Origin of the sequence: Leucobacter chinensis (assembly GCF_019049105.1) — a bacterium.
Lineage (GTDB): Bacteria > Actinomycetota > Actinomycetes > Actinomycetales > Microbacteriaceae > Leucobacter_A > Leucobacter_A chinensis.
Window position 1 is genome coordinate 42185 of record NZ_JAHQZR010000005.1, and the last position, 20040, is coordinate 62224.

Here is a 20040-nt window from a genome sequence, read left to right on the forward strand (position 1 = left end):
CACGGCGATGCTCCTTCCGGTTCCAGCGACAGCTCGTTGCGTCTTTGTTTGCCACTCTATACCTCAAAAGAGATACCCTTGTGTTATGCCAGACATTTTTGGAGTGATTGCTGACGCGACGAGGCGCGACATACTGCAGGTGCTGCTTGAGCACCACGACAGTGAGAACGGCGTGAGCGTCTCTGAGATTGTTGCGCAGCTTGAAACGAGTCAGCCCACCGTCTCGAAGCACCTCAAGGTGCTTCGCGAGGCAGAACTCGTGACCGTGCGCGAAGAGGGGCAGCACCGCTTCTACTCGCTCAATGCCGAACCGCTCGAGCTCGTTGAAGACTTCGTGATTCCCTTTCTCTCGGCCGGGTTCGAGACCGAGGTATCGGTCGAATACCTCGACGCCGACGGTGAACTGCTGCCCGACCCGACCGAAGAAGTCTTGCCCGGTGGTCTGCACGACGCTGCCGAAGCGGTGGGGCGCGCGGCCGCTGCCGCGCAGAGCCAGGTGAAGCAGCTTGTTGCTCGTTTTAAGTTTCCCTCAAGTTAATTTCACACTCTCAGCCACAACGGGGTAAGATTTTAGACTTGTGGGCACCGATCAACGGTGTCACTGATGACTTTGTGAGGTAACCCATGGGTTCAGTAATTAAGAAGCGTCGCAAGCGCATGTCAAAGAAGAAGCACCGTAAGCTGCTTCGCAAGACCCGCCACCAGCGTCGTAACAAGAAGTAGTCAGAGCTTTCTGACCGAACGGAGCGTCGGCCCTCGCGAGGGGATCGGCGCTTTGTTGTATCGAAAAGCTGTCAAGAGAAGAGGGTTTGCGCCGTGTCAAAGCGTGTCATCGAGGTGACGTTCATCACGAAGCCGGGCTGCCACCTGTGCGACGACGCGAGACCCGTGCTCGAAGATGCCCTCAGCGAATTGCGGGCGGAGGGCATTGAAGCCCAACTGACCGAGCTCAACATGCTCGACGACGAGACGCTCATCTCGCGGTACCAGGAAGATATTCCCGTGGTGCTCATCGACGGCAAGCGTCACTCGTACTGGCGAGTCGACAGGGAACGTTTTATCGCGGCTGTCACGAAGCGTGCCGCGAGGGGCCTGCGCGGGCTCTTTCGTTCGTAATCAAACACAGATGAGGGGTGTGCAATGCTGCGACACATTGTGAGCTGGAAACTGAACGGCGAGACTCGTGCCGAGCGCGACGAGCAGGCAGAGCGCGTGCGCGCGGTCATCGAACCGCTTCGAGACTCGATCGCCGAGGTGCGTGCTTTGAGCCTGCACCGCAATGAGCTGCATGACGGCGCAAACTTCGACCTCACCCTCATCGCCGATTTCGACGACGCGGCGGGCCTTGCGGCCTACGCCGTGCACCCCGAGCATCAGCCCGCGGTCGCACTGCTCAAGGAACTCGCCGCTGGCCGTGTGGCCACAGACTTCACGGTCTAGTTATCGCGCCTACCCGGCCGGCGACCGCTCGTCGCGGCCGGGTATTTTTCGTGCCCTGAGATTGTTCTCATGGCGGATCGCGGCCGGCGCCTGCCGTGCCCGACAAGTCTTTGTCGTGCCCGGAGATTGGGTGCCCGGAGAATGCGTGCCCTGAGAATGCGTGCCCTGAGATCGCGTGCCCCGGTGATCGGGCGGGGAGATCCGCCCTCATCAATCAATTCGAAACGGACCGTTTCGAATTGGTGATTTTTGTGTTACTGTTCTCGCATGGAGACGGCGACGAAGCCAGTGCGCGGGCGCAGCATGGATGCGGCCCTCACTGAGCGCATCCTTACAGAGACACTCGAGCAACTCACTCGTGATGGCTATGCAAAGTTGCGCATCGAAAGAATCGCAACCGCTGTTGGTTGCGGTAAATCGACGATTTATCGCCGCTGGCCCGACAAGGGCTTGCTCGTCGCCGAAACCCTCGCGAGTCATCTCAGCGCTCCTGAAGACGTCAACACCGGAGACGTCGTCGAAGATCTCGCGCGCTTTGCACACCAGCAGAGCGGTCGGCTGAATGACGAGAAGGGCGCACGCTCGGGCGTGTGGTCGGCAATGTTTGAAGACGATGTTCGCTCGCACCTGTGGCAACTCAACTTCTCACGTCGTCGCGAGGTCGGCCGGGCCATCATTACCCGCGGCATCGACTCGGGCCAGATTCGAGAAGACACCGACCCCGACATGCTGCTTGACGCGATCTCAGGCTTCGCCATCTACCGGCAGGCCTTTCGAAACCTTTCCATCGACCTCGAGCACGAGCGGCGCATTGTCGCGAGGCTCTGTGGTCTCTGACCCACCCTTTTAATACCGGTTTTTCCTTTTTTGCAACGGAGCATTATGAACGCTAGTAACACCACACCGCAGCAGGGCGCTGCGGTCAAAGTCGGCGCTGTCGTCGGTTTTCTGATTTTCGTGGAGCTCACGAGTGGCTTCATCCAGGGCTACTACCTGCCCCTGTTCGGGAGCATCGCGCAGCACCTCGGCGTGAGCGACGCCGACATCACCTGGTTCAACACCATCCAGACGCTCGCGGCTGCCGTGTGCGTGCCCATTCTCGCGAAGCTCGGCGACATGTTCGGGCACCGGCGCATGCTGCGCATCGGCATTATCTCGGTGTTTATCGGTGTGCTCATTACCGCGTTCGTTCCCTCATACCCGGCGGTACTCGCGGGGCGCTTGCTCGTGGGCCCGCTTGCCGTCTGGCTGCCACTGGAAATCGCGATCATTCACAGCCGCATTCAGGGCGAGACCGGGCGCAAGGCCATCGGCTTCCTCGTCTCGGCCCTCACCGGGGGTGCGGTGCTCGGCTCGATCGTCGGCGGCCTCTTCGGGAGTCGACTGCCGATCGTCATCGCGCTTGCGGTTCCGGCTATCATCGTGCTCCTGTGCGTCATCGTCGTGTTCACCGTCGTGCCCGACTCGTTCGAACGCAACCCAGTCAAGATCGACTGGCTCGGCTTCATCTTGCTCGCCGTCAGCATGCTCGCGCTGCTGTTTGGCATGCGCCTCGCTCAGGCAGAGGGCTTTGCGAGCCTCACCCCGTGGGCCTGCCTCGTCGTCGGCTTCGTCGCGGTCGCGGTGTTCGTGTGGTGGGAGCTGCGCATTCCGAACCCCGCTATCAACATTCGCGTCGTCACCTCGCGTGCCCTCTGGCCGGCCTACGCCACCTCGTTCCTCTTCGGCATGGCCCTCTTTGGCACCCAGACCATCACCACCACCTTCCTCGCTGCCCCCGGCGCCGAGGTGGGCTACGGCTTCGGGTTCAAAACGAGCGTCATTGGCCTCTTCACCGCGGGCTCGGCGCTGTGCGCGGTGATTGGTGCGGCTATATTCGCGAACCTCGCACGGGTCATCACGATTCGCGGCGTGCTGCTGCTCGCGGTCTCGGTTGCCGCGGTTGGCAACATCATGCTCGCTGTGGGGCACACGAGCCTCGCCGTCGTGATCGTGAGCATCGTGGCCTCGGGCCTCGCAGGCGGTCTGCTGCTTGGAGCGCTCCCGGCCCTGGTAGCCGAACGCTCACCCCGCTCTGAGACCGGCATTGCGACGGGCCTCTACAACACCCTGAAGACGCTCGGCGGCGCGCTCGCTGGCGCCGTGTTCGCCGTCGTTTTGTCGGCATTCACCGCGCCCGGCGCCGCATACACGTCGGCCGGTGGCTACGTCTCGGTGTGGATCATCTGCGCCGCGGGCTTCGCCATCGCCGCCCTCATCTTGCTGCTCGTACGCGTGCAGGGAACCCAGACCATGGCCCTCTCCGTGCAAGACGCTGAAACCGAAATCAACACCGAAGGAGTAACCGAATGACCCTCATGGCCCAAGCCGAAGCGATGCTTCCCGAACTCGTCGCCCTGCGCCGCGAGCTGCACCAGAACCCCGAGGTCGGGCTCGATCTGCCGTTCACGCAGAAGCGAGTGCTCGAGGCCCTCGAGGGTCTGCCCCTCGAGATCACCCTCGGAACCGAGACCACCTCGATCGTTGCCGTGCTGCGCGGCGCGAAGCCTGGACCCGCCGTGCTCCTGCGCGGTGACATGGATGGTCTGCCGGTCGAAGAGCAGACCGGTCTCGAGTACGCCTCACAGAACGGCAACATGCACGCCTGTGGTCACGACCTGCACACTGCGGGCCTCGTGGGTGCGGCAAAGCTGCTCGCTGCGAAGCAGGACGAGATTGCCGGCTCAGTCATCTTCATGTTCCAGCCGGGCGAAGAAGGATTCAACGGCGCGAGCGTCATGATCAAGGAGGGCGTGCTCGATGCCGCCGGTGAGCGCCCCGTCGCCGCTTACGGCCTGCACGTTGGTCCCGGCCCCCGCGGCCTGCTCGCAACGTTGCCTGGCCCGATGCTCGCTGGTTCGAGCGAGCTGCACGTGACGGTTCACGGCCGCGGCGGCCACGGCTCGATGCCCTATGGCGCGGCCGACCCGGTGGTAGCCCTCGCCGAACTCGTGACGCAACTGCAGGTCATGATCACCCGCAAGTTCAACGTGTTCGAGCCGGTCGTCATCAGCGTGACCCGCCTCAGCGCGGGCGAGGCCGTCAACGTGATTCCGCCCTCGGCATCGCTCAGCGCGACCGTGCGCACTGTGACCCAGACGAGCCTCGACGCCCTTCCCGGCTTCATCGAAGAGCTCGCCTCGGGTATTGCATCGGCGCACGGCTGCACGGCCGAGGTGAACTTCGAGACTCAGTACATCCCGACCGTGAACGACCCCGCCGAGACCGAGTTCGCCATCGAAACGCTGCGCGAGCAGTTCGGCGAAGACCTCGTGCAGGTGCCCCCTCACGGCGTCATGGGCTCAGAAGACTTCTCGTACGTGCTGCACGAGATTCCCGGAACCTTCTACATGCTCTCAGCAACCCCCGACGGCATCGACCCGATGTCTGCCGCAAACCACTCGCCGCTCGTGCAGTTCGACGACGCGGTGCTGTCGGTTGGCGCTGCCTCGCTCGCGCAGCTCGCGCTGGCGCGGCTCTCGAAGTAGCGGCACGCTGCTCGATCCGCGGCTCGATCCGCTGCGGCTTTTGGGTCGTTTGGGGGCTTAGTCTGCGGCTTGGCCGGTAGTTGCGTGCCTGGCCAGTCGCCTCGTGCCAGGCCCGCCGCTTCGCGCCCAGTCGGTAGTTGCGTGCTAGGCCTGCCGCTTCGCGCTCAGTCGGCAGTTGCGTGCCAGGCCTGCCGCTTCGTGCCTAGCCTGCCGCTTCGCGCTCCACTTGACGAAAAGCAGGGTGTAATCGCTGAAACACCCTGCTTTTCGTCAAGTAAAGGCAAAATCGTCAGGCACGAGGTGCCGCCGCCCCCGAAACGCCTCACCAAGACGCTTGTCTGCGTTCGCGAGCCGCGGGTAAACTGTGCTCACGAGGGCTGAGGCGGCAGAGTCTCGCGCCAAACCGCTCGAGGGAGACCGTGCATGACGAGAACGAAACCCCTGTTGGTCGCGCTCGCGGTGCTAGTCGCAGGGGTTCTCGCGTGGTGGATCTTCGTGAAGCCGAGCCAACAGCCGCTTGCCAGCGAGACTTTCGCACCGCATGAGACCGAAGCGGCCTTCGAAGCCGCGGGTTTCACCCCGATCGAGCCCCGGTTCACGCCCGAGGGCTACGAGCTCGCCACGGTCACGGTCAACGAGATCACGCGCAGCGGTAACGGTACCGGCCCGAAAGAAATCTCGTACCTGTACGAGCGTGGCAGCGACACCTACCTGCTCGCGGTCTCGGCCACGACCATGAGTCTCGAAGACCTGATCGAGGTGAACCCCGTGCCCCACTCGACGCTACAACGGCTCGACCTGCGCGGCCGGGAGGTCGTACTGCAAACCGAAGAACAGCCCGAGGGCGCGAATGCCGACGCGGCGGATCAACTCGAAGAACTCGCCCTCTACCGGTACCCCGGCGGCTACACCTACCGCATCGACGCGTTTTCTGGGCCTGGCCGGCAGCTGGGCCCCGACGCGATTCTCGAGGTCTTGGCCTCTCTCGATTGAGCGGGCTGTCGCGGCCCGGTCCGCTTCGTGACCCGATCAGCTTCGTGACCCGATCAGCTTCGTGACTCGATCAGCTTCTTGGCCCGATCGGCTTCTTGGCCGATCCGCTTCGTGACCGATCCGCGTTGTCGCCGATCGGCGTCTTGAGTCGACCGGTTTCGGGGGTCGCCTCGGCTACGCGTGTCTGCGTTGCGGCGACGTTTCGCGTTCCACTTGACGAAAAGCAGGGTGTTTGAGCGATTACACCCTGCTTTTCGTCAAGTAAACGCAGAATGAGCAGACTCGATATGGCGGCCGAGCTATGGCCACCCGGCCTCTGAAGCTTGTGCGTGTGGCGCGCCGGGGCAAAGCATGCTACCTTTGCACTTACCGAACGGTAGGTAACGAAAGAAAGAGCTTTCGAAAGGGACCATCATGAGTAATATTTCTGCGGGCCTCGCGCTTGACCTTGCCGACGCTCCCGATACCGCCGCGAGAATCAAGATTTCAGCCGTCTTCCTCTTTGCCCGCAAGGGCTACGCTGGTACGAGCATTCGCGACATCGCCAAACTTGCCGGTGTGACAAACGCCGGTGTTTACCACTTCGTTGAGAGTAAAGAAGCTCTGCTCATCGAGATCGTTCGCGAGGGGCAGCAACTGCTGCAAGCCTCGACCGAAGAAGCCCTGCAAGGTGCGGCGACACCGGCCGATGAGATTGCGAGTCTCGTTGGTGTGCTCGTTGGTGCGCACGGTCGTAACCGCATGCTGAGTTTCGTGACTGACTGGGAGATTCGCTCGTTGACGCCGGGCACCGAAGCGTTCACCGAGATCGTGCAAATGCGTGACGATTACGAGCAGCTCTGGTCGCGAGCAATTACCGCCGGGGTCGACGCAGGCCAGTTCACCGCCGACAACCCGCGCATTACCAAACTTTCGCTACTCAACATGTGCACCGGCGTGAGCGCCTGGTACCGTCCCGACGGGCCGAGCGGTCTTGATGAGATCGTGCGTGAATTTGTGCAGCATGCACTTGCGGTGCTCGGCGCGACGGGTGGAGGCGCCGCAAACGCGGCGAGATCAATCGGCGCTGTCGATGTTCGTATGCCAGACCTTGAAGCCATGCCGAAGTCGGCGTGGGAACCCACGTTGAAACGTGCAGAGGAGCAGAACGATGACTAATACCCCCATCGTCACCAGTGAAATGCTCTCTTCTGAGCCATCAGCTCACACGCTTGCTGAACTGCTCGAGGCCCAGGCCGTAGCGATTCCCGAGCGTGAGTTCCTGCGCTTTGGTAGCGACTCGTACACCTTCGCTGATATCGAGTGCATCACTTCGCAGGTTGCTCAGTGGTTGCACGCCGAGGGTTTCGAACCCGGCAGTCGCATCGCCATCATGCTCGGTAATGAGCTCGGTTGGCCGGTGACTTGGCTTGCGGCGCTGAAGGTAGGCATTACCGTCGTACCGATTAACTCGAGTTACCAGGCCTCTGACCTCGCCTATGTGCTCGCAGACTCGGGCGCTCGGCTGGTCGTGACTTCTGAAGCCCACGTCGCCCTTGTCGAGACAGTGTCAGCTGAGCAGGAGCACCCGGTGCGTGTTATCCGCATCTCCAACTTGCTCGAAGAAGCGGCTCAGCACCCAGCAGTGCGCCCGGATATCGAGCTGCAGCGTTCGTCGCTTGCAAATTTTCAATACACCTCGGGCACCACAGGGTTTCCGAAGGCGTGCATGCTCACGAACGACTACTGGCTGCGCATTGGCTGGCTGGCAGCGGGACTCGCTGGCCTCACGAGAGACGATGTCGTGCTGACCGCGCAACCATTCTCGTACATGGATCCGCAGTGGAATACGGCGATGGCGCTGACTGCTGGCGTTCCCCTCGTGGTGCTCGAGCGGTTCTCGGCTTCAGGGTTTTGGGGTTCGGTGCGTGAACACGGCGCAACCATTTTCTACATTCTTGGCACCATGCCGATGTTGCTGCTCAAACAGCCTCCAAGCGAGCTTGACCGTGACAATCGGGTGCGGCTTGTGCTGTGTTCAGGTATCCCGGCTGCGCACCACGCTGAGCTTGAACAACGCTGGGGTGCGCCCTGGCGTGAAGCTTTTGGCATGACCGAGACCGGTGTTGATCTCATGTCGCCACTTGACGACACCGAGACCGTTGGCACCGGTGCGTTGGGCGTTGCTGTTCCTGGCAAAACCGTTGATGTTCGAGACGCCGAAGGGCGTTCGGTTGGCCCGGGCGAGATTGGTGAGATGGTTGTCAGCGGTACACCCATGATGCAGGGGTACTGGAATAAGCCAGAGGCTACTGCGGCAACCATCGTTGATGGGTGGGCCCACACGGGCGACCTCGTCAAGCGTGACTCTGAGGGGCGACTGTTTCTCGTGGGGCGGTTGAAAGAGATGATTCGTCGCGGTGGCGAGAACATTTCGAGCGCCGAGGTCGAAGCCGTCATGGGTGCGAGCCCACTCGTCGTCAGTTGCGCCGCCGTTGGTGAACCCGACGAACTGTGGGGCGAAGAAGTCAAGCTCTTTGTGAAGCTTGCGCAAGGTGTCGCAGCCGGTAGAGAAACCGCCGAGGCCCTCAGCGAGCACGCCCAAGCAAACCTTGCACGGTTCAAGGTTCCGCGCCTCTTTTCATTCGTCGACGAGTTTCCGCTTACCCCCTCGCTTCGCGTCTCAAAGCCGCTGCTTGTTGAGCGCGCGGTTGCAGAGGCAACACCCGTATTTGCTGTGACCGCTGCTCAGCGGTCGACCACCCCAAAACCAACGCCATAAGAAAGAGGTGTGCAATGATGCAACAACCCTTGAAAACCACCGTGCGGCTTGCAGCCGGAGCTTCAGCCGCAGCTCTGATGCTCTCACTCGTCGCCTGTAGTCAAGACTCCAGCGGCGCAGGCGCTGATGGCGTTGATCTCACGAACGTGAGCATCGTCATGCGCAATGACGTCGACACCTTTGACCCGTTTAAGAGTGCCGGAGAGGCCGGGGCGAAACAGATGTTTGACGCAGTGTATGACACGCTCGTGCGCGTTGACGCGGCCGACGCGACCGTTGAGGTGAGCGGATCACTCGCGGCCGAGTGGCAAATGCGCGAGAACGGCGGCACCTTTCAACTGCGCGAAGGCCTGACGTGCGGCGACGGTACCGTGCTTGACGCTGAGGGCATCGCGAAGTCGCTCGAGCACCTCGCTGCTCCCGAAACAGGTGCGCTGTACGCAAGCCGCGTGTTTGGCCCCGGAGGGCTGAAAACCATCACGGCAGACTCAGCTGCGGGAACGCTCGATATCGAACTGAACGAGCCGTATACGTACCTGCTCGAGGGGCTGTCACAGGCCTATGTCGTGTGCCCGACGGCTTTTGACGATCTCGACGCTCTCACTTCAGCTCCAGCTGAAACAGGCACGCACATCATGGGCAAGATGAGCCGGGGTGAGAGTTACACGCTCGAGAGCCGCGAGACGCCAGTCATCGAACAGGCAAAGGTTCCCGCGACACTCGAGTTGCGGGTCGTTGGCGATGACACGACCCGTGCCAACCTGCTTGAGACCAAGGCTGTGAACATCACTTCGGTGCTCGGTCGTGATGCAGAACGGCTGAAAGGGTCATTCGACGAGCATGACGGTAGGGCCTACATGGCTGATGCTCTCCTGTTCAACCAGACAGAGGGACTTGCCGTTGACAACGTTGACGTGCGCCGAGCGCTCTCGCTCGCCATCGACAACGCGAGTTACACGAAGGCCGCTACGTTCGACCTTGGTAGTGCGGCTGACACGATGTATACGCCAAACATGGCTTGTTACACCGATGCGAACGCCGAACTCGTCACTGGCTTTGATCCCGAATCAGCAAAGGCAGTGCTTGCTGAAGCAGGGTACGGCGAGGGCGGTAAGCCGCTGAAGGTGCGTCTGCTGGGCATCGACACCCAGAACTCAGGCCCCGAGTACATTGCCGATGCACTGCGGAGCATCGGAGTTGAGGTCGAGGTGAATAAGGGAACGCTTGAGCAGGGGCTGGGCGTGCTCTTTGGAACCGGTGAATGGGATCTCATGGTGTTCCCTTACCCGGTGCCGACCCCGCTGCCGAGTGCGCTCGTGAACCAGATCAGTGGCACCCTTGGCGAGACCCTCAACGTCGGCAACGTGCAGAACGCAGACTACAACGGTCTCGTCGCTGAGGCAGCCGCAACGATGGGCGACGAACGGTGCGCACTCTGGGGTGAGGCCGAAGCGGCACTGCTTGAAAACGTCGATGTGAAGCCGATGACCTGGTCGAATGCTCTGTGGTTCTCAGCGGGCTTCGAGTTCGATGCTGACTTCTACAAGGTTGACCTTCGCACCCTCGCTCAGGCGAAGTAGCGCTAGAGCGACGCCAAACCCAACCCCAGTAACCGATACCGAGGTGAGTGAGATGCAACAGTGGTCAACGATCGCGAGGCGAATAGCGCGCCTCGGTATGGTGCTCCTTTGCGTAGTGGTGCTTACCTTTTCAATGGTGCACCTCATTCCTGGCGACCCCGCGCGTACGATCGCTGGGGCACAGGCCGATCAGAGCGCGGTCGATATCGTGCGCACCGAGTTCGGCCTCGACAGGCCGCTCTTCGAACAGTTCATGACGTACCTGTTTGGCATTGTGCAGGGCGATTTCGGTACCTCATTTAAAACGAGGCAGCCGGTCGCTGACATCATCGCTCAAAAGCTTGAACCGACGCTCACGCTCACACTGGCTGCGGTCGTGCTGATCGCGGTGAGCGGTGTGCTCATAGGGCTTCTCTCGGGCATCATTTCGCACCGGCAGCGCCCGGGCTTTGACGTCGTCTTTTCAGGGGTGACCGGGGCGCTCGCCGCCATGCCGCACTATCTCACCGCAACCTTTTTAGTGTTTCTCTTTGCGGTCACATGGAAATGGTTTCCGGTTGCCGGCGCCGATGGTTTCTCTGCTCTCGTGCTTCCGGCAATCGCGGTTTCACTACGGCCAAGCATGATGGTTGCCCGCGTGATACGGGTGCGCACTCTGGAGGTGCTTGAGCAGTCGTACGTGCGCACTGCATGGTCGAAACGCACTCGTTCGTCGCAGGTGTACCTGCGGCACGTACTTCCCAACGCGGCTCCCGCGGGCCTTGCTCTCGGCGGAACGCTTTTTGCGAGCCTCATCGGCGGCGCCGTAGTCGTTGAGATTGTGTTTGCGAGACCCGGGCTCGGCACCGAGCTCATTCGCTCGGTGATTAGCGGTGACTACCCGGTCGTGCAGGGCATCACGCTCGTGCTCGGAGCAAGCGTCGTGCTGATGAACATGTTCGTTGACGTGCTCATTGGCGTTTTCGATCCACAGGCGAAGGAGGCATAACGTGAAGACGCTCTTTCGTTCACCGAGCGGCGTGATCTCTACGCTCTTGCTTATCGCGCTCGCGGTTCTTGCGGTGCTTGGCCCTGACGGCTTTGGGCCCACGGCGACCACCGTTGACATGATGCGGGCTAGCGAAGGGCCATCAGCCGGCCATCTGCTGGGCACCGATGGCCTCGGACGAGACATTCTCACCCGCACCCTCGCGGCAGCTCGGCTTTCGCTGGTGCTCGGCGTTACCGCCGTGCTCATTGCGGTCGTGCTCGGCTCCCTGCTCGGTGCCGTGCTTGCCGCCTCAGGCCGTCGGGTGCGGAGCATCGGTGCTGCGATCATCGATACGATGCTGAGTTTCGGTGATATTTTGCTGGGCGTTGTGGTCGTGACCATTCTTGGTGTTGGAGCCAAGGGAGCAGTGATCGCGATTGGCATTGCCTTCACCCCGATCTTTGCCCGGTTTACGTTCGCTCTCGTCTCATCGACCGTTGCCCGGGACTACGTGGCAGCGGCCCGAGTGCTCGGTGTGAAGCGTCGCTCGATCCTTTCTCGATACGTGCTGCGCAACGTTTCAGACAGCATTATCGTGACGAGCTTCTCAGCGGTGGGCGAGGGCATCATCGCGCTTTCGTCGCTGAGCTTTTTGGGCCTTGGCGTGCAAGAACCCCAATTTGACTGGGGGCAGATGCTCACCGACGGCGTGCGCAACTTTTACCTCAACCCCTGGGCCGCTGTTGCACCAGCCGTGCTGATTGGGCTCACCGGGCTTGCGCTTTCTATGTTTGGCGATGCGCTCGCCAAAGCCACGAACCCGCTGCTTCGTGCCAAGCAGACCGCAACTCGACGACCACAGGAGGTGGCGGTATGACGCCCGTACTCACAGTGGCTGGCCTCTCGATTGAGTCGCCTGCCGAGCGCATCGTGCGTGACGTGTCATTCGAGGTGGCCCCAGGCGAGGTTGTTGGAGTCGTCGGCGAGTCGGGTAGCGGTAAGACGCTCACCTCGCTCGCAATCGCACAGTTGCTGCCGCGTGGTCTTACCGCGACGAGCGACCGCATTGAGGTTGCTGGCCGTGAGCTCAGCGGGCTGAGCCCGGCTGAGCTGCGCTTTCATCTCGGCACGAAACTCGGCCTGGTGTTTCAAGACCCCATGAGCTCGTTGAACCCGTCAATGACCATTGGCAAACAGCTGATTGAGGGCACCAGGGCGCACGAGAGGGTAACGCGTGCTGAAGCGTTCGACCGTGCACGTGTAGCTCTCAGTGACGTGCACGTACCGAACCCCGAGCGGGTCATGAAACAGTACCCGCATGCGCTTTCGGGCGGCATGCGGCAACGCGTCATGATCGCGATGGCACTCATGCATCGCCCGCAACTCGTCATCGCTGATGAACCAACCACTGCACTTGATGTAACGGTGCAGGCACAGGTCATGTCGATCATGAGTGAGCTCAATCGTGAGCATGGCACCGCGATTCTCATGGTGTCGCACAATATCGCGCTGCTGTCAGAGATATGCCAACGGGTGCTCGTCATGTATCGCGGCGACCTCGTCGACGTGCTCACTACAGACGAACTTCTCGCGGGCAAGGGGCATGCCTATACACAAATGCTCGTGCGTGCGGTGCCAGATCTTTCAACCGATCGCGACGAACCGCTCGCGATGATCGATGACATTTTTGATGCGGGGGTGGCAGCGCATGGCACTGATCTTTGAAGACGTCGGCATTCGTTTTGGCTCGGCACGCAATGAACTCACTGTGCGCGGGGTTAACCTGCGCATTGAACGTGGATCAACCGTGGGTCTCGTGGGCGAGTCAGGCTCGGGCAAATCGTCGGTTGCGAAGGCCGGCGTGGGCATGAACCGGCTTGCCACAGGCAGGGTCACGATCGAGGGCAGTGAGCTGGCGTCACCGACACGCACATTGAAGCACCCGGCTCGTTATGGCGTTCAACTCGTGTTTCAGGACCCTCGCACGTCGATGAACCCCAAAATGACTATCGGTGAGACGTTGAGCGAGGCTGCCGCTCTGTATCGAAAGCCGAATGCGCAGAACGGACGTGCCAAGCAGGGCAGGGGGCTTGATGCTCAAGCAGCGGCGCGCAGAGCCGAAGAACTGTTGCGCATGGTGCGTCTTGAAACATCTCACCTCGCCCGCTACCCACATGAGCTCTCGGGCGGTCAGTTGCAGCGTGTTTCGATTGCTCGCTCGCTCGCCGTCGAGCCCGACTATCTGCTGCTCGATGAGGTCACGGCTTCACTTGACGTGTCGGTGCAAGCCGCCGTTTTGAACCTGTTGCGCGACCTGCAGCGAGAGCTCGGCTTTGCCATGCTCTACATTTCGCACGATCTCTCGGTTATTCGCTATGTGAGCGAGCACGTCTACGTGATGCAACACGGTGAAGTGGTTGAGCACGGCGAAGTAACCCGACTCTTTGATAACCCCCAGACCGCGTACGCGCGACAACTGCTTGACGCTGTGCCCCGCCTCGGTGGCGCACGCTGGCAACATTCAGAAGCCTAAGGAGAACCCATGCCGCACACGATTCAGGTATTCGAAGAGCGCGACGTGGCCGTCGTGCGTATTGATCGCGTTGAAAAGCTCAACGCCCTTACTCAGGGCATGCGAGTGCAAATTGCCGAACATATTCGCGCCTTTGGCGTGGCTGGAGCCTCGCGGGGCATCGTTATTACGGGTACTGGCCCGGCTTTCTCTGCGGGTGAAGACCTTCGCGAAGCCGGTGTTCAGGGGCAGGCCGAGCTCATGCAGGCCGTCGAAACCTTTCACGATATTACTCGGGCGATCCTTGAGAGCGAGGTTCCGGTGATTGCTGCGGTCAATGGTCTTGCTGTCGGAGGTGCCTCAGAGGTCGCAATGTCTTGCGATGCCCGGGTGGGTACCGCGCAGAGCGCATTCATGCTGCCCGAAAACCGCATCGGCCTCACGATTTCGAACGGTTCGAGCATGTTCTTGCGTCGTCTCTTGGGGCAGGCAGCCCGCCGTCTCGTGCTTGAGTCCCCGCGAGTCGAAGCCGACGAAGCCCTCGCGATCGGGCTGCTCGACACCATTGTCGCTGAGGCTGATCTCGTGGGGGCAGCCGTTGATCTTGCACACCGGTGGAACCCTGAGGGCAGCGCTACGTCTCAGCATCTACGCCTCCTACGCCCCACGCTTGCCGAGTTTGAAGCCGCTGTCGCACGTGAAAATGTCGTCGCCGCCGAGGCATGGGAGAAGGGCATCATTCAGGCAGGTCTCGAGCGTTTCTGGGCGTCAAAGGCCCAGTAAGGTGCACAGTTCGCTGCGGCGCGAGGTCTCGCACGGGGTGATGACCCGCATTTCGCGCTCCACTTGACGAAAAGCAGGGTGTTCGAGCGATTACACCCTGCTTTTCGTCAAGTAAACGAGAAATCGCCAGGCACGTGGCGACAGCGCCCTAAAACCGGCAGGCGCGAGGCGACCCACACCTCAAAGCCGCCAGGCACGAGGCGCTAGCACCCAAAAAACACCAGCGGGGCGGCACCCACCGAAGTGAGCACCGCCCCTTGACAGAAACCGCCGGGTTGCAAGGCCGCGAGGCCGGGATCCGTCAGTCGCGAGGCCGCGAGGCCGGGATCCGTCAGCCCCGAGGTCGAGAGCCGCGAGACGTCAGCCGCGAGGCCGGCAGTCGGCAGCCGCCAGAGCGCGGCTCGCGACGCCGCCAGCCTACGGCTTCAGACGCGTCGGGCCGCGGAAGAGGTAGGTGACCTCGCGAATCGACGACTGGCCGAGCATGAGCATAATCACGCGGTTGAGGCCCATGCCGAAGCCGCCGTGCGGGGGCATGCCGTAGCGGAAGAAGTCGAGGTAGAACTCGAGCTCCTTGAGGTCCATGCCCTTCTCGAGGGCCTGCGCCTCGAGCACCTCGATGCGGTGCTCACGCTGAGCGCCGGTCGAGATCTCGGTGCCGTTGTAGATGAGGTCGTAGCTCTTCGTGAGCGACGAGTCTTCTTCGCTGCGCATGTGGTAGAACGGGCGGATCGACTCGTGGTAGTCGGTCAAGAAGACGAAGTCGTGGCCGTACTTCTCGCGCACGTAGGCCGAGATCTGGCGCTCGCCCTCTGGGTCCATGTCGGCGTCGGCGCGGGGCACCTCGTAGCCGCGCTCCTTGACGATCTCTTTCGCCTCAGCGAGCGGGATGCGGGGGAAGGGGCGCTCGGGCACGGTGATGTCGATGTTGAAGGCCTTCTTGATGGCCTCGCCGTGCTTCTCTTTGACGGCGGTGAGGCCGGCAACGATGAGCTCTTCGTGCAGCTCCATGACGTCTTCGTGCGATTCGATCCAGCTCAGCTCGGTGTCGACCGACGTGAACTCGGTCGCGTGGCGCGAGGTGAACGAGGGGTCGGCGCGGAACGCGGGGCCGATCTCGAAGATGCCGCCGAAGCCTGCGGCCTGGGCCATCTGCTTAAAGAACTGGGGGCTCTGCGCGAGGTACGCCTTGCCGTCAAAGTAGTCGACCTCGAAGAGCTCGGCGCGTGACTCTGACGCTGAGGCCATGAGCTTCGGGGTGTGAATCTCGATGAACTCGCGGTTCATCCACACCTCGCGCAGCGCGTGCTCGAAGGTCGTTTGCACGCGGAAGATGAGGTTTTGCTCGGGGCGACGCAGGTCGAGGAAGCGCCAGTCGAGGCGCACATCGATGTGCGAGTCTGGGGTGGTGCGGGTCTCGGCGAGCGAGTGCGAGACCACCTCGATGGTTTCGATTTGAATTTCGACACCGCCGAGCTTGACGCGCTCGTTGTGCTGCAGCTCACCGGTGACGGTCACGAACGAGCCGAGCTCCAGGTGCGTGATGGTCTCGGTGCGGGTGAGCAGAATGTCTGAGCGGGGGTTCTCGGGGTCGGCCTCGCGCAGTACACCGCCGTTCACCAGCTGTACGGCTCCGGTCTCGTCACGAAGCACCACGAACTGCACGTGGCGCTGGTCGCGTACCTTTTCGACCCAGCCTGAAACGGTTACGGTGCCGTCTTCACGGGCGGCAAGATTCTTGATCAACTCACGGTTCTTCACCCCAACAGTCTAGCGTTAGCGAACTCTCAGTTACGAGCGGGTCTCAAACGTAGAATGGGGGCGTGACTGGCAAGCAACTTCACCTCGTTCGCCACGGAGAGGTCTATAACCCTGATCGGGTGCTCTACGGGCGTATTCCGGGCTTCGTTCTTTCTGACCTTGGCCACGAGATGGCGAGTGCGGCAGCCGATGAGCTTAAGGCCTCGGGCCGCTCCGTTGCGCGCCTCTTTGCGTCGCCACTCGAACGCGCGCAGCAGTCTGCTGCTCCCGTCTCGGCGGCGCTCGGCCTGCCGGTCGAGACTGAAGAGCGCATCATTGAGCCGACGAACTGGTTCGAGGGCAAGGTGAACCACGGCCCTGGCGCCGAGTTCAAGAAGCCTCGCAACTGGCACAAGTTTTGGAACCCGTTCCGGCCGAGCTGGGGCGAGCCGTACCGTTCGGTTGCGACGCGCGTGCGTGCCGCGATGGACGATGCGTGGCAGTCGACTCCCGAGGGCGACATCGTGATGGTGAGCCACCAGTCACCGATCTGGATGGCGCACCTCGACATCGCGGGCGAGAAGCTCTGGCACAATCCGGCGAAGCGCCGTTGTGACCTCTCGAGCATCACCTCGTTCGAAAAGCGCGGTGACACGTGGGTCGAGGTTGGCTACCGTGTGCCCGCGGCGCCACTCTATGGTGGCTCGGTTGATGTGGGGGCCGTGTAATGAAGCTTCGTCGTGCTGGCCGCATCGCGGCCGCAACCCTTGGCGTCTCGCTTGCCGTCGGCCTCGCCGCCTGCAGCTCGTCACCCGACACGCTCTCGCAGCAGTGGGAAGACGCGTCTGACAAAGGCTATATCGCGGGTGATGGATCAACCACGAGCATCGCTCCCGAGGCCCGCACCGAGGCGGTCGAGTTTGAAGGCACGGGCGAGAATGGTGACCCGATCAGCAGCGCCGACTTCGCGGGCCACGTCACGGTCGTGAACTTTTGGTACGCGGGCTGTGCTCCGTGCCGTGCCGAGGCACCCGACCTCATTGCCGCCTACAACGAGTTTGACGACCAAGACGTGAAGTTCTTAGGTGTGAACACCCGTGATGGCGAGGCCGTCTCGCGTGGGTTCACCGAGGAATTTGGTATTGAGTATGACTCGATCCTCGACACCGTCGGTGATCGCGGCGTGCAGCGCGCGTTCGCGGGCAAGATTCCGCTCAACGCCGTCCCGACGACCCTCGTGCTCGACACCGAGGGGCGCGTTGCGCACCGCGTGCTTGGCCAGATTGCTGGCGAGTCACAGCTGCGCACCCTGATCTCTGAAACACTCGACGAGTCGGGCTCGTAGGCACCGCCGTGGGGTTACAGGCAATCGTCGCTGACGGGCAGCTTTTTGTTGCCATGCTCATCGCACTTCTCGCTGGACTCATCTCGTTTGCCTCGCCCTGCGTGTTGCCACTCGTACCCGGCTACCTCGCCTACGTTGGCGGCGTCGCGGGCGACGGGGGAGAGAAGCAGGCCAGGTGGCGGGTCTCGCTCGGTGCCCTGCTCTTTGTGCTGGGCTTCACCATTGTTTTTGTTGCCTTGAACGCTCTCGCCGGCAGTGTCGGTGCGTGGCTCTTCGTGTATCAGGACGTGCTGTTGCAGGTCATGGGCGTCATCGTGATTCTCATGGGCCTCGTATTTCTGGGGCTCTTCAGTCGCATGCAAAACACGCGGCGCCTGAAGATCAAACCCCGTGTTGGTCTTGCCGGAGCCCCGGTGCTCGGCATGGTTTTTGGCCTCGGGTGGGCGCCCTGCATGGGCCCAACGCTCGGCACGATCATGGCACTCAGCCTGACCGAGGGCTCGATGTCGCGTGCCGTGCTGCTCGCGATCGGCTACTCGCTCGGGCTCGGCCTCCCCTTCATCTTGCTCGCGCTCGGCTTCGGCTGGATGTCGGGCGTTACCGCCTTTCTGCGCAAGCACATTCGCGCGATTAATATCGCAGGCGGAGTTCTCATGATTCTCATCGGCCTCGTCATGGTGACGGGGCTGTGGGGAGTCTTCATGTCTCATTTGCAGGTGGTGATCGATGGTTTCGTCCCGCCCCTCTGACTATGACGGCGGATCAGTCGACTTCGATGAAAGGGCAACGGTTAAAGGCCCCGAACTCGGCATCAAAGGCTGGTTGCGCTGGTTCTGGCGACAGCTCACGAGCATGCGTGTGGCGCTCCTGCTGCTGCTCATGCTCGCGATCGCGACGATCCCCGGCTCATTATTTCCGCAACGCGGCGCCGACCCGAACGGTGTCGCGCTCTGGCAGCAGGACAACCCTGACCTTTTCAAGGTGCTCGACGCGTTTCCGCTGCAAATGTTTGACGTGTACGGCTCGGTCTGGTTCTCGTCGATCTATCTGCTGCTGTTCATCTCGCTCGTTGGCTGCGTGCTGCCGAGGCTTGCCCAGCACTGGAAGGCGCTGCGCTCGGCCCCGCCGAAAACCCCGGCGAGGCTCACCCGCATGGCCGGATTCTCTTCGACCGAGGTCACGAATGAGAACGCCTCTGATGCCGAGAAGCTCGAGTTTGCTCAGGCTGCGGTTGCCCGCGGCGAGCAACTGCTCAAGAAGCAGGGCTACCGCACGGTCATCGAAGAGCGCACCTTTCGCGGTCGCACCGAGGTCTCGGTTTCGGCCGAGCGCGGGTACGCACGTGAGACCGGTAACCTCGTGTTTCACATCGGCCTGCTCGGCGTGCTCGTCGCGATTGGCGTCAACGGCGCCTTCAACTTTCATGGGCAGAAGGTGCTCATCGAGGGCGAGGCAGCCATGGTCAACGCACTCATCGACTACGACACCGCGACGAGCGGCACCTACTTTGACGAGAACTCGCTCGAGGCCTGGGGCATGCGCCTCGACAACCTCGAGATCGATTACGTGACGCCAGAAGACGCGAACCAGAACGCGGTTGGCCAGGTGCTTGAGCACCGCGCATTCGTCACGATGTTCCCTGCCGACGGCGCAGAGCCGAAGGAGGAGCTCGTCAGGGTTAACCACCCGCTGCGCTTCGCCTCATCAAGCATCTACCTGCTCGCGAACGGCTACGCTCCCGTGATCACGATTCACAACGCCGAGGGCAAGATCGTGCACCAGGAGCCCGTCGTCTTCATTCCGCAGGACACGAACATGACGTCGCTCGGCATCATCAAGGTGTCTGATGGCATGCCTGAGCAGCTCGGTCTGCGCGGCTTCTTCTACCCGACGAAGGCCGAGCTCGACACGGGTGCTCTCACCTCGTCGTACCCCGACCTCAACGATCCGGTGCTCACGCTCGATGTGTTCGAGGGCGACCTCGGCATTAACGAGGGCATTCCGCAGTCGGTATACGCCCTCGACACGAGCGAGATGGAGCAGCTCACGGGCCGCGCCGTCGACAAAGACTCGCTCGAGCTCACCCTCGGCGAAACGGTCGACCTGCCAAACGGCCTCGGTACCATCAGCATGGATTCGGTTCCGCGTTACGTCGGTTTCGACGTGCTCACGAACCCCGCCCAAACCTGGATTCTCGTCTCGGCCCTTGCCGCAACGGCCGGCCTGATCGGCTCGATCTTCGTGCCGCGCAGGCGCATGTGGGTCAAGGCGATCCCGAATGCCTCTGGCGTCACCTTCGAGTACGCGGCCCTGGCCCGTGGCGATGACCCGACGCTTGAACGCGCGGTCGAAGACTTCAAGACGTCGCACCGCGAAGAGCTCTAGTCGA

21 protein-coding genes are annotated in these 20040 nt (G+C 61.9%); 20 read left to right on the forward strand and 1 reads right to left on the reverse strand.

Going from position 1 to position 20040, the window contains the following annotated elements:
• Positions 1 to 85: 85 nt before the first annotated feature.
• The 16 genes from KTJ78_RS06235 to KTJ78_RS06310 all read left to right on the forward strand — a co-directional run bounded on the left by KTJ78_RS06235 (position 86) and on the right by KTJ78_RS06310 (position 14566).
• Positions 86 to 538 carry an ArsR/SmtB family transcription factor gene (locus KTJ78_RS06235; protein ID WP_217133683.1) on the forward strand — a complete coding sequence of 151 codons (453 nt, stop codon included), beginning with the start codon at positions 86 to 88 and terminating at the stop codon, positions 536 to 538.
• A gap of 86 nt (positions 539 to 624) precedes the next feature.
• Positions 625 to 723, forward strand: a complete 99-nt coding sequence (locus KTJ78_RS06240; RefSeq protein ID WP_005504750.1) for a 30S ribosomal protein bS22 — start codon at positions 625 to 627, stop codon at positions 721 to 723.
• A 93-nt stretch (positions 724 to 816) separates the two neighbouring features.
• Positions 817 to 1116 (forward strand): glutaredoxin family protein, encoded by a 300-nt coding sequence (locus KTJ78_RS06245; protein ID WP_217133685.1) that lies wholly within the window; start codon positions 817 to 819, stop codon positions 1114 to 1116.
• Positions 1117 to 1140: 24 nt separating this feature from the next.
• Positions 1141 to 1440, forward strand: coding sequence for a Dabb family protein (locus KTJ78_RS06250; RefSeq protein WP_217133687.1), 300 nt, complete (start codon positions 1141 to 1143; stop codon positions 1438 to 1440).
• A gap of 267 nt (positions 1441 to 1707) precedes the next feature.
• A complete protein-coding gene (locus KTJ78_RS06255; protein ID WP_217133689.1) occupies positions 1708 to 2277 on the forward strand; it encodes a TetR/AcrR family transcriptional regulator in 570 nt (189 codons plus the stop codon).
• 45 nt (positions 2278 to 2322) lie between these two features.
• A complete protein-coding gene (locus tag KTJ78_RS06260) occupies positions 2323 to 3792 on the forward strand; it encodes an MFS transporter (RefSeq protein WP_217133691.1) in 1470 nt (489 codons plus the stop codon).
• Entirely contained in the window at positions 3789 to 4967 is a 1179-nt protein-coding gene (locus KTJ78_RS06265) for a M20 metallopeptidase family protein (protein ID WP_217133693.1), read from the forward strand. The genes KTJ78_RS06260 and KTJ78_RS06265 overlap by 4 nt, the downstream gene beginning before the upstream one ends.
• A gap of 423 nt (positions 4968 to 5390) precedes the next feature.
• Positions 5391 to 5960 carry a hypothetical protein gene (locus KTJ78_RS06270; RefSeq protein ID WP_217133695.1) on the forward strand — a complete coding sequence of 190 codons (570 nt, stop codon included), beginning with the start codon at positions 5391 to 5393 and terminating at the stop codon, positions 5958 to 5960.
• 414 nt (positions 5961 to 6374) lie between these two features.
• Positions 6375 to 7118: a TetR-type transcription factor C-terminal domain-containing protein gene (locus KTJ78_RS06275; protein WP_217133697.1), complete on the forward strand. Its 744-nt coding sequence runs from the start codon at positions 6375 to 6377 to the stop codon at positions 7116 to 7118.
• Entirely contained in the window at positions 7111 to 8721 is a 1611-nt protein-coding gene (locus tag KTJ78_RS06280) for an AMP-binding protein (RefSeq protein WP_217133699.1), read from the forward strand. Before KTJ78_RS06275 ends, KTJ78_RS06280 begins: the two co-directional genes overlap by 8 nt.
• A 14-nt stretch (positions 8722 to 8735) precedes the next feature.
• Entirely contained in the window at positions 8736 to 10301 is a 1566-nt protein-coding gene (locus tag KTJ78_RS06285; protein WP_217133706.1) for an ABC transporter substrate-binding protein, read from the forward strand.
• 52 nt (positions 10302 to 10353) lie between these two features.
• Positions 10354 to 11289 carry an ABC transporter permease gene (locus KTJ78_RS06290; protein ID WP_217133708.1) on the forward strand — a complete coding sequence of 312 codons (936 nt, stop codon included), beginning with the start codon at positions 10354 to 10356 and terminating at the stop codon, positions 11287 to 11289.
• A 1-nt stretch (position 11290) separates the two neighbouring features.
• Entirely contained in the window at positions 11291 to 12148 is an 858-nt protein-coding gene (locus KTJ78_RS06295) for an ABC transporter permease (RefSeq protein ID WP_217133709.1), read from the forward strand.
• Positions 12145 to 12996: an ABC transporter ATP-binding protein gene (locus KTJ78_RS06300; RefSeq protein WP_217133711.1), complete on the forward strand. Its 852-nt coding sequence runs from the start codon at positions 12145 to 12147 to the stop codon at positions 12994 to 12996. Before KTJ78_RS06295 ends, KTJ78_RS06300 begins: the two co-directional genes overlap by 4 nt.
• Positions 12980 to 13804 (forward strand): ABC transporter ATP-binding protein, encoded by an 825-nt coding sequence (locus KTJ78_RS06305; protein ID WP_217133714.1) that lies wholly within the window; start codon positions 12980 to 12982, stop codon positions 13802 to 13804. The genes KTJ78_RS06300 and KTJ78_RS06305 overlap by 17 nt, the downstream gene beginning before the upstream one ends.
• Before the next feature lie 9 nt (positions 13805 to 13813).
• A complete protein-coding gene (locus tag KTJ78_RS06310) occupies positions 13814 to 14566 on the forward strand; it encodes an enoyl-CoA hydratase/isomerase family protein (RefSeq protein WP_217133716.1) in 753 nt (250 codons plus the stop codon).
• Between the two features lie 417 nt (positions 14567 to 14983).
• Here KTJ78_RS06310 and aspS read toward each other — a convergent pair whose 3' ends face one another.
• A complete protein-coding gene (aspS, locus tag KTJ78_RS06315) occupies positions 14984 to 16327 on the reverse strand; it encodes an aspartate--tRNA(Asn) ligase (protein WP_369808001.1) in 1344 nt (447 codons plus the stop codon).
• A gap of 62 nt (positions 16328 to 16389) precedes the next feature.
• Between aspS and KTJ78_RS06320 the strand changes: the two genes are divergently transcribed.
• The 4 genes from KTJ78_RS06320 to resB are packed head-to-tail and all read left to right on the forward strand — an operon-like array spanning position 16390 to position 20036.
• Positions 16390 to 17034 (forward strand): histidine phosphatase family protein, encoded by a 645-nt coding sequence (locus tag KTJ78_RS06320; protein ID WP_217133718.1) that lies wholly within the window; start codon positions 16390 to 16392, stop codon positions 17032 to 17034.
• Positions 17034 to 17651, forward strand: coding sequence for a TlpA family protein disulfide reductase (locus tag KTJ78_RS06325; RefSeq protein ID WP_217133720.1), 618 nt, complete (start codon positions 17034 to 17036; stop codon positions 17649 to 17651). The genes KTJ78_RS06320 and KTJ78_RS06325 overlap by 1 nt, the downstream gene beginning before the upstream one ends.
• An 8-nt stretch (positions 17652 to 17659) precedes the next feature.
• Entirely contained in the window at positions 17660 to 18400 is a 741-nt protein-coding gene (locus KTJ78_RS06330; RefSeq protein ID WP_369808002.1) for a cytochrome c biogenesis CcdA family protein, read from the forward strand.
• Positions 18378 to 20036, forward strand: a complete 1659-nt coding sequence (gene resB / locus KTJ78_RS06335) for a cytochrome c biogenesis protein ResB (protein ID WP_217133722.1) — start codon at positions 18378 to 18380, stop codon at positions 20034 to 20036. Before KTJ78_RS06330 ends, resB begins: the two co-directional genes overlap by 23 nt.
• Positions 20037 to 20040: the final 4 nt, after the last annotated feature.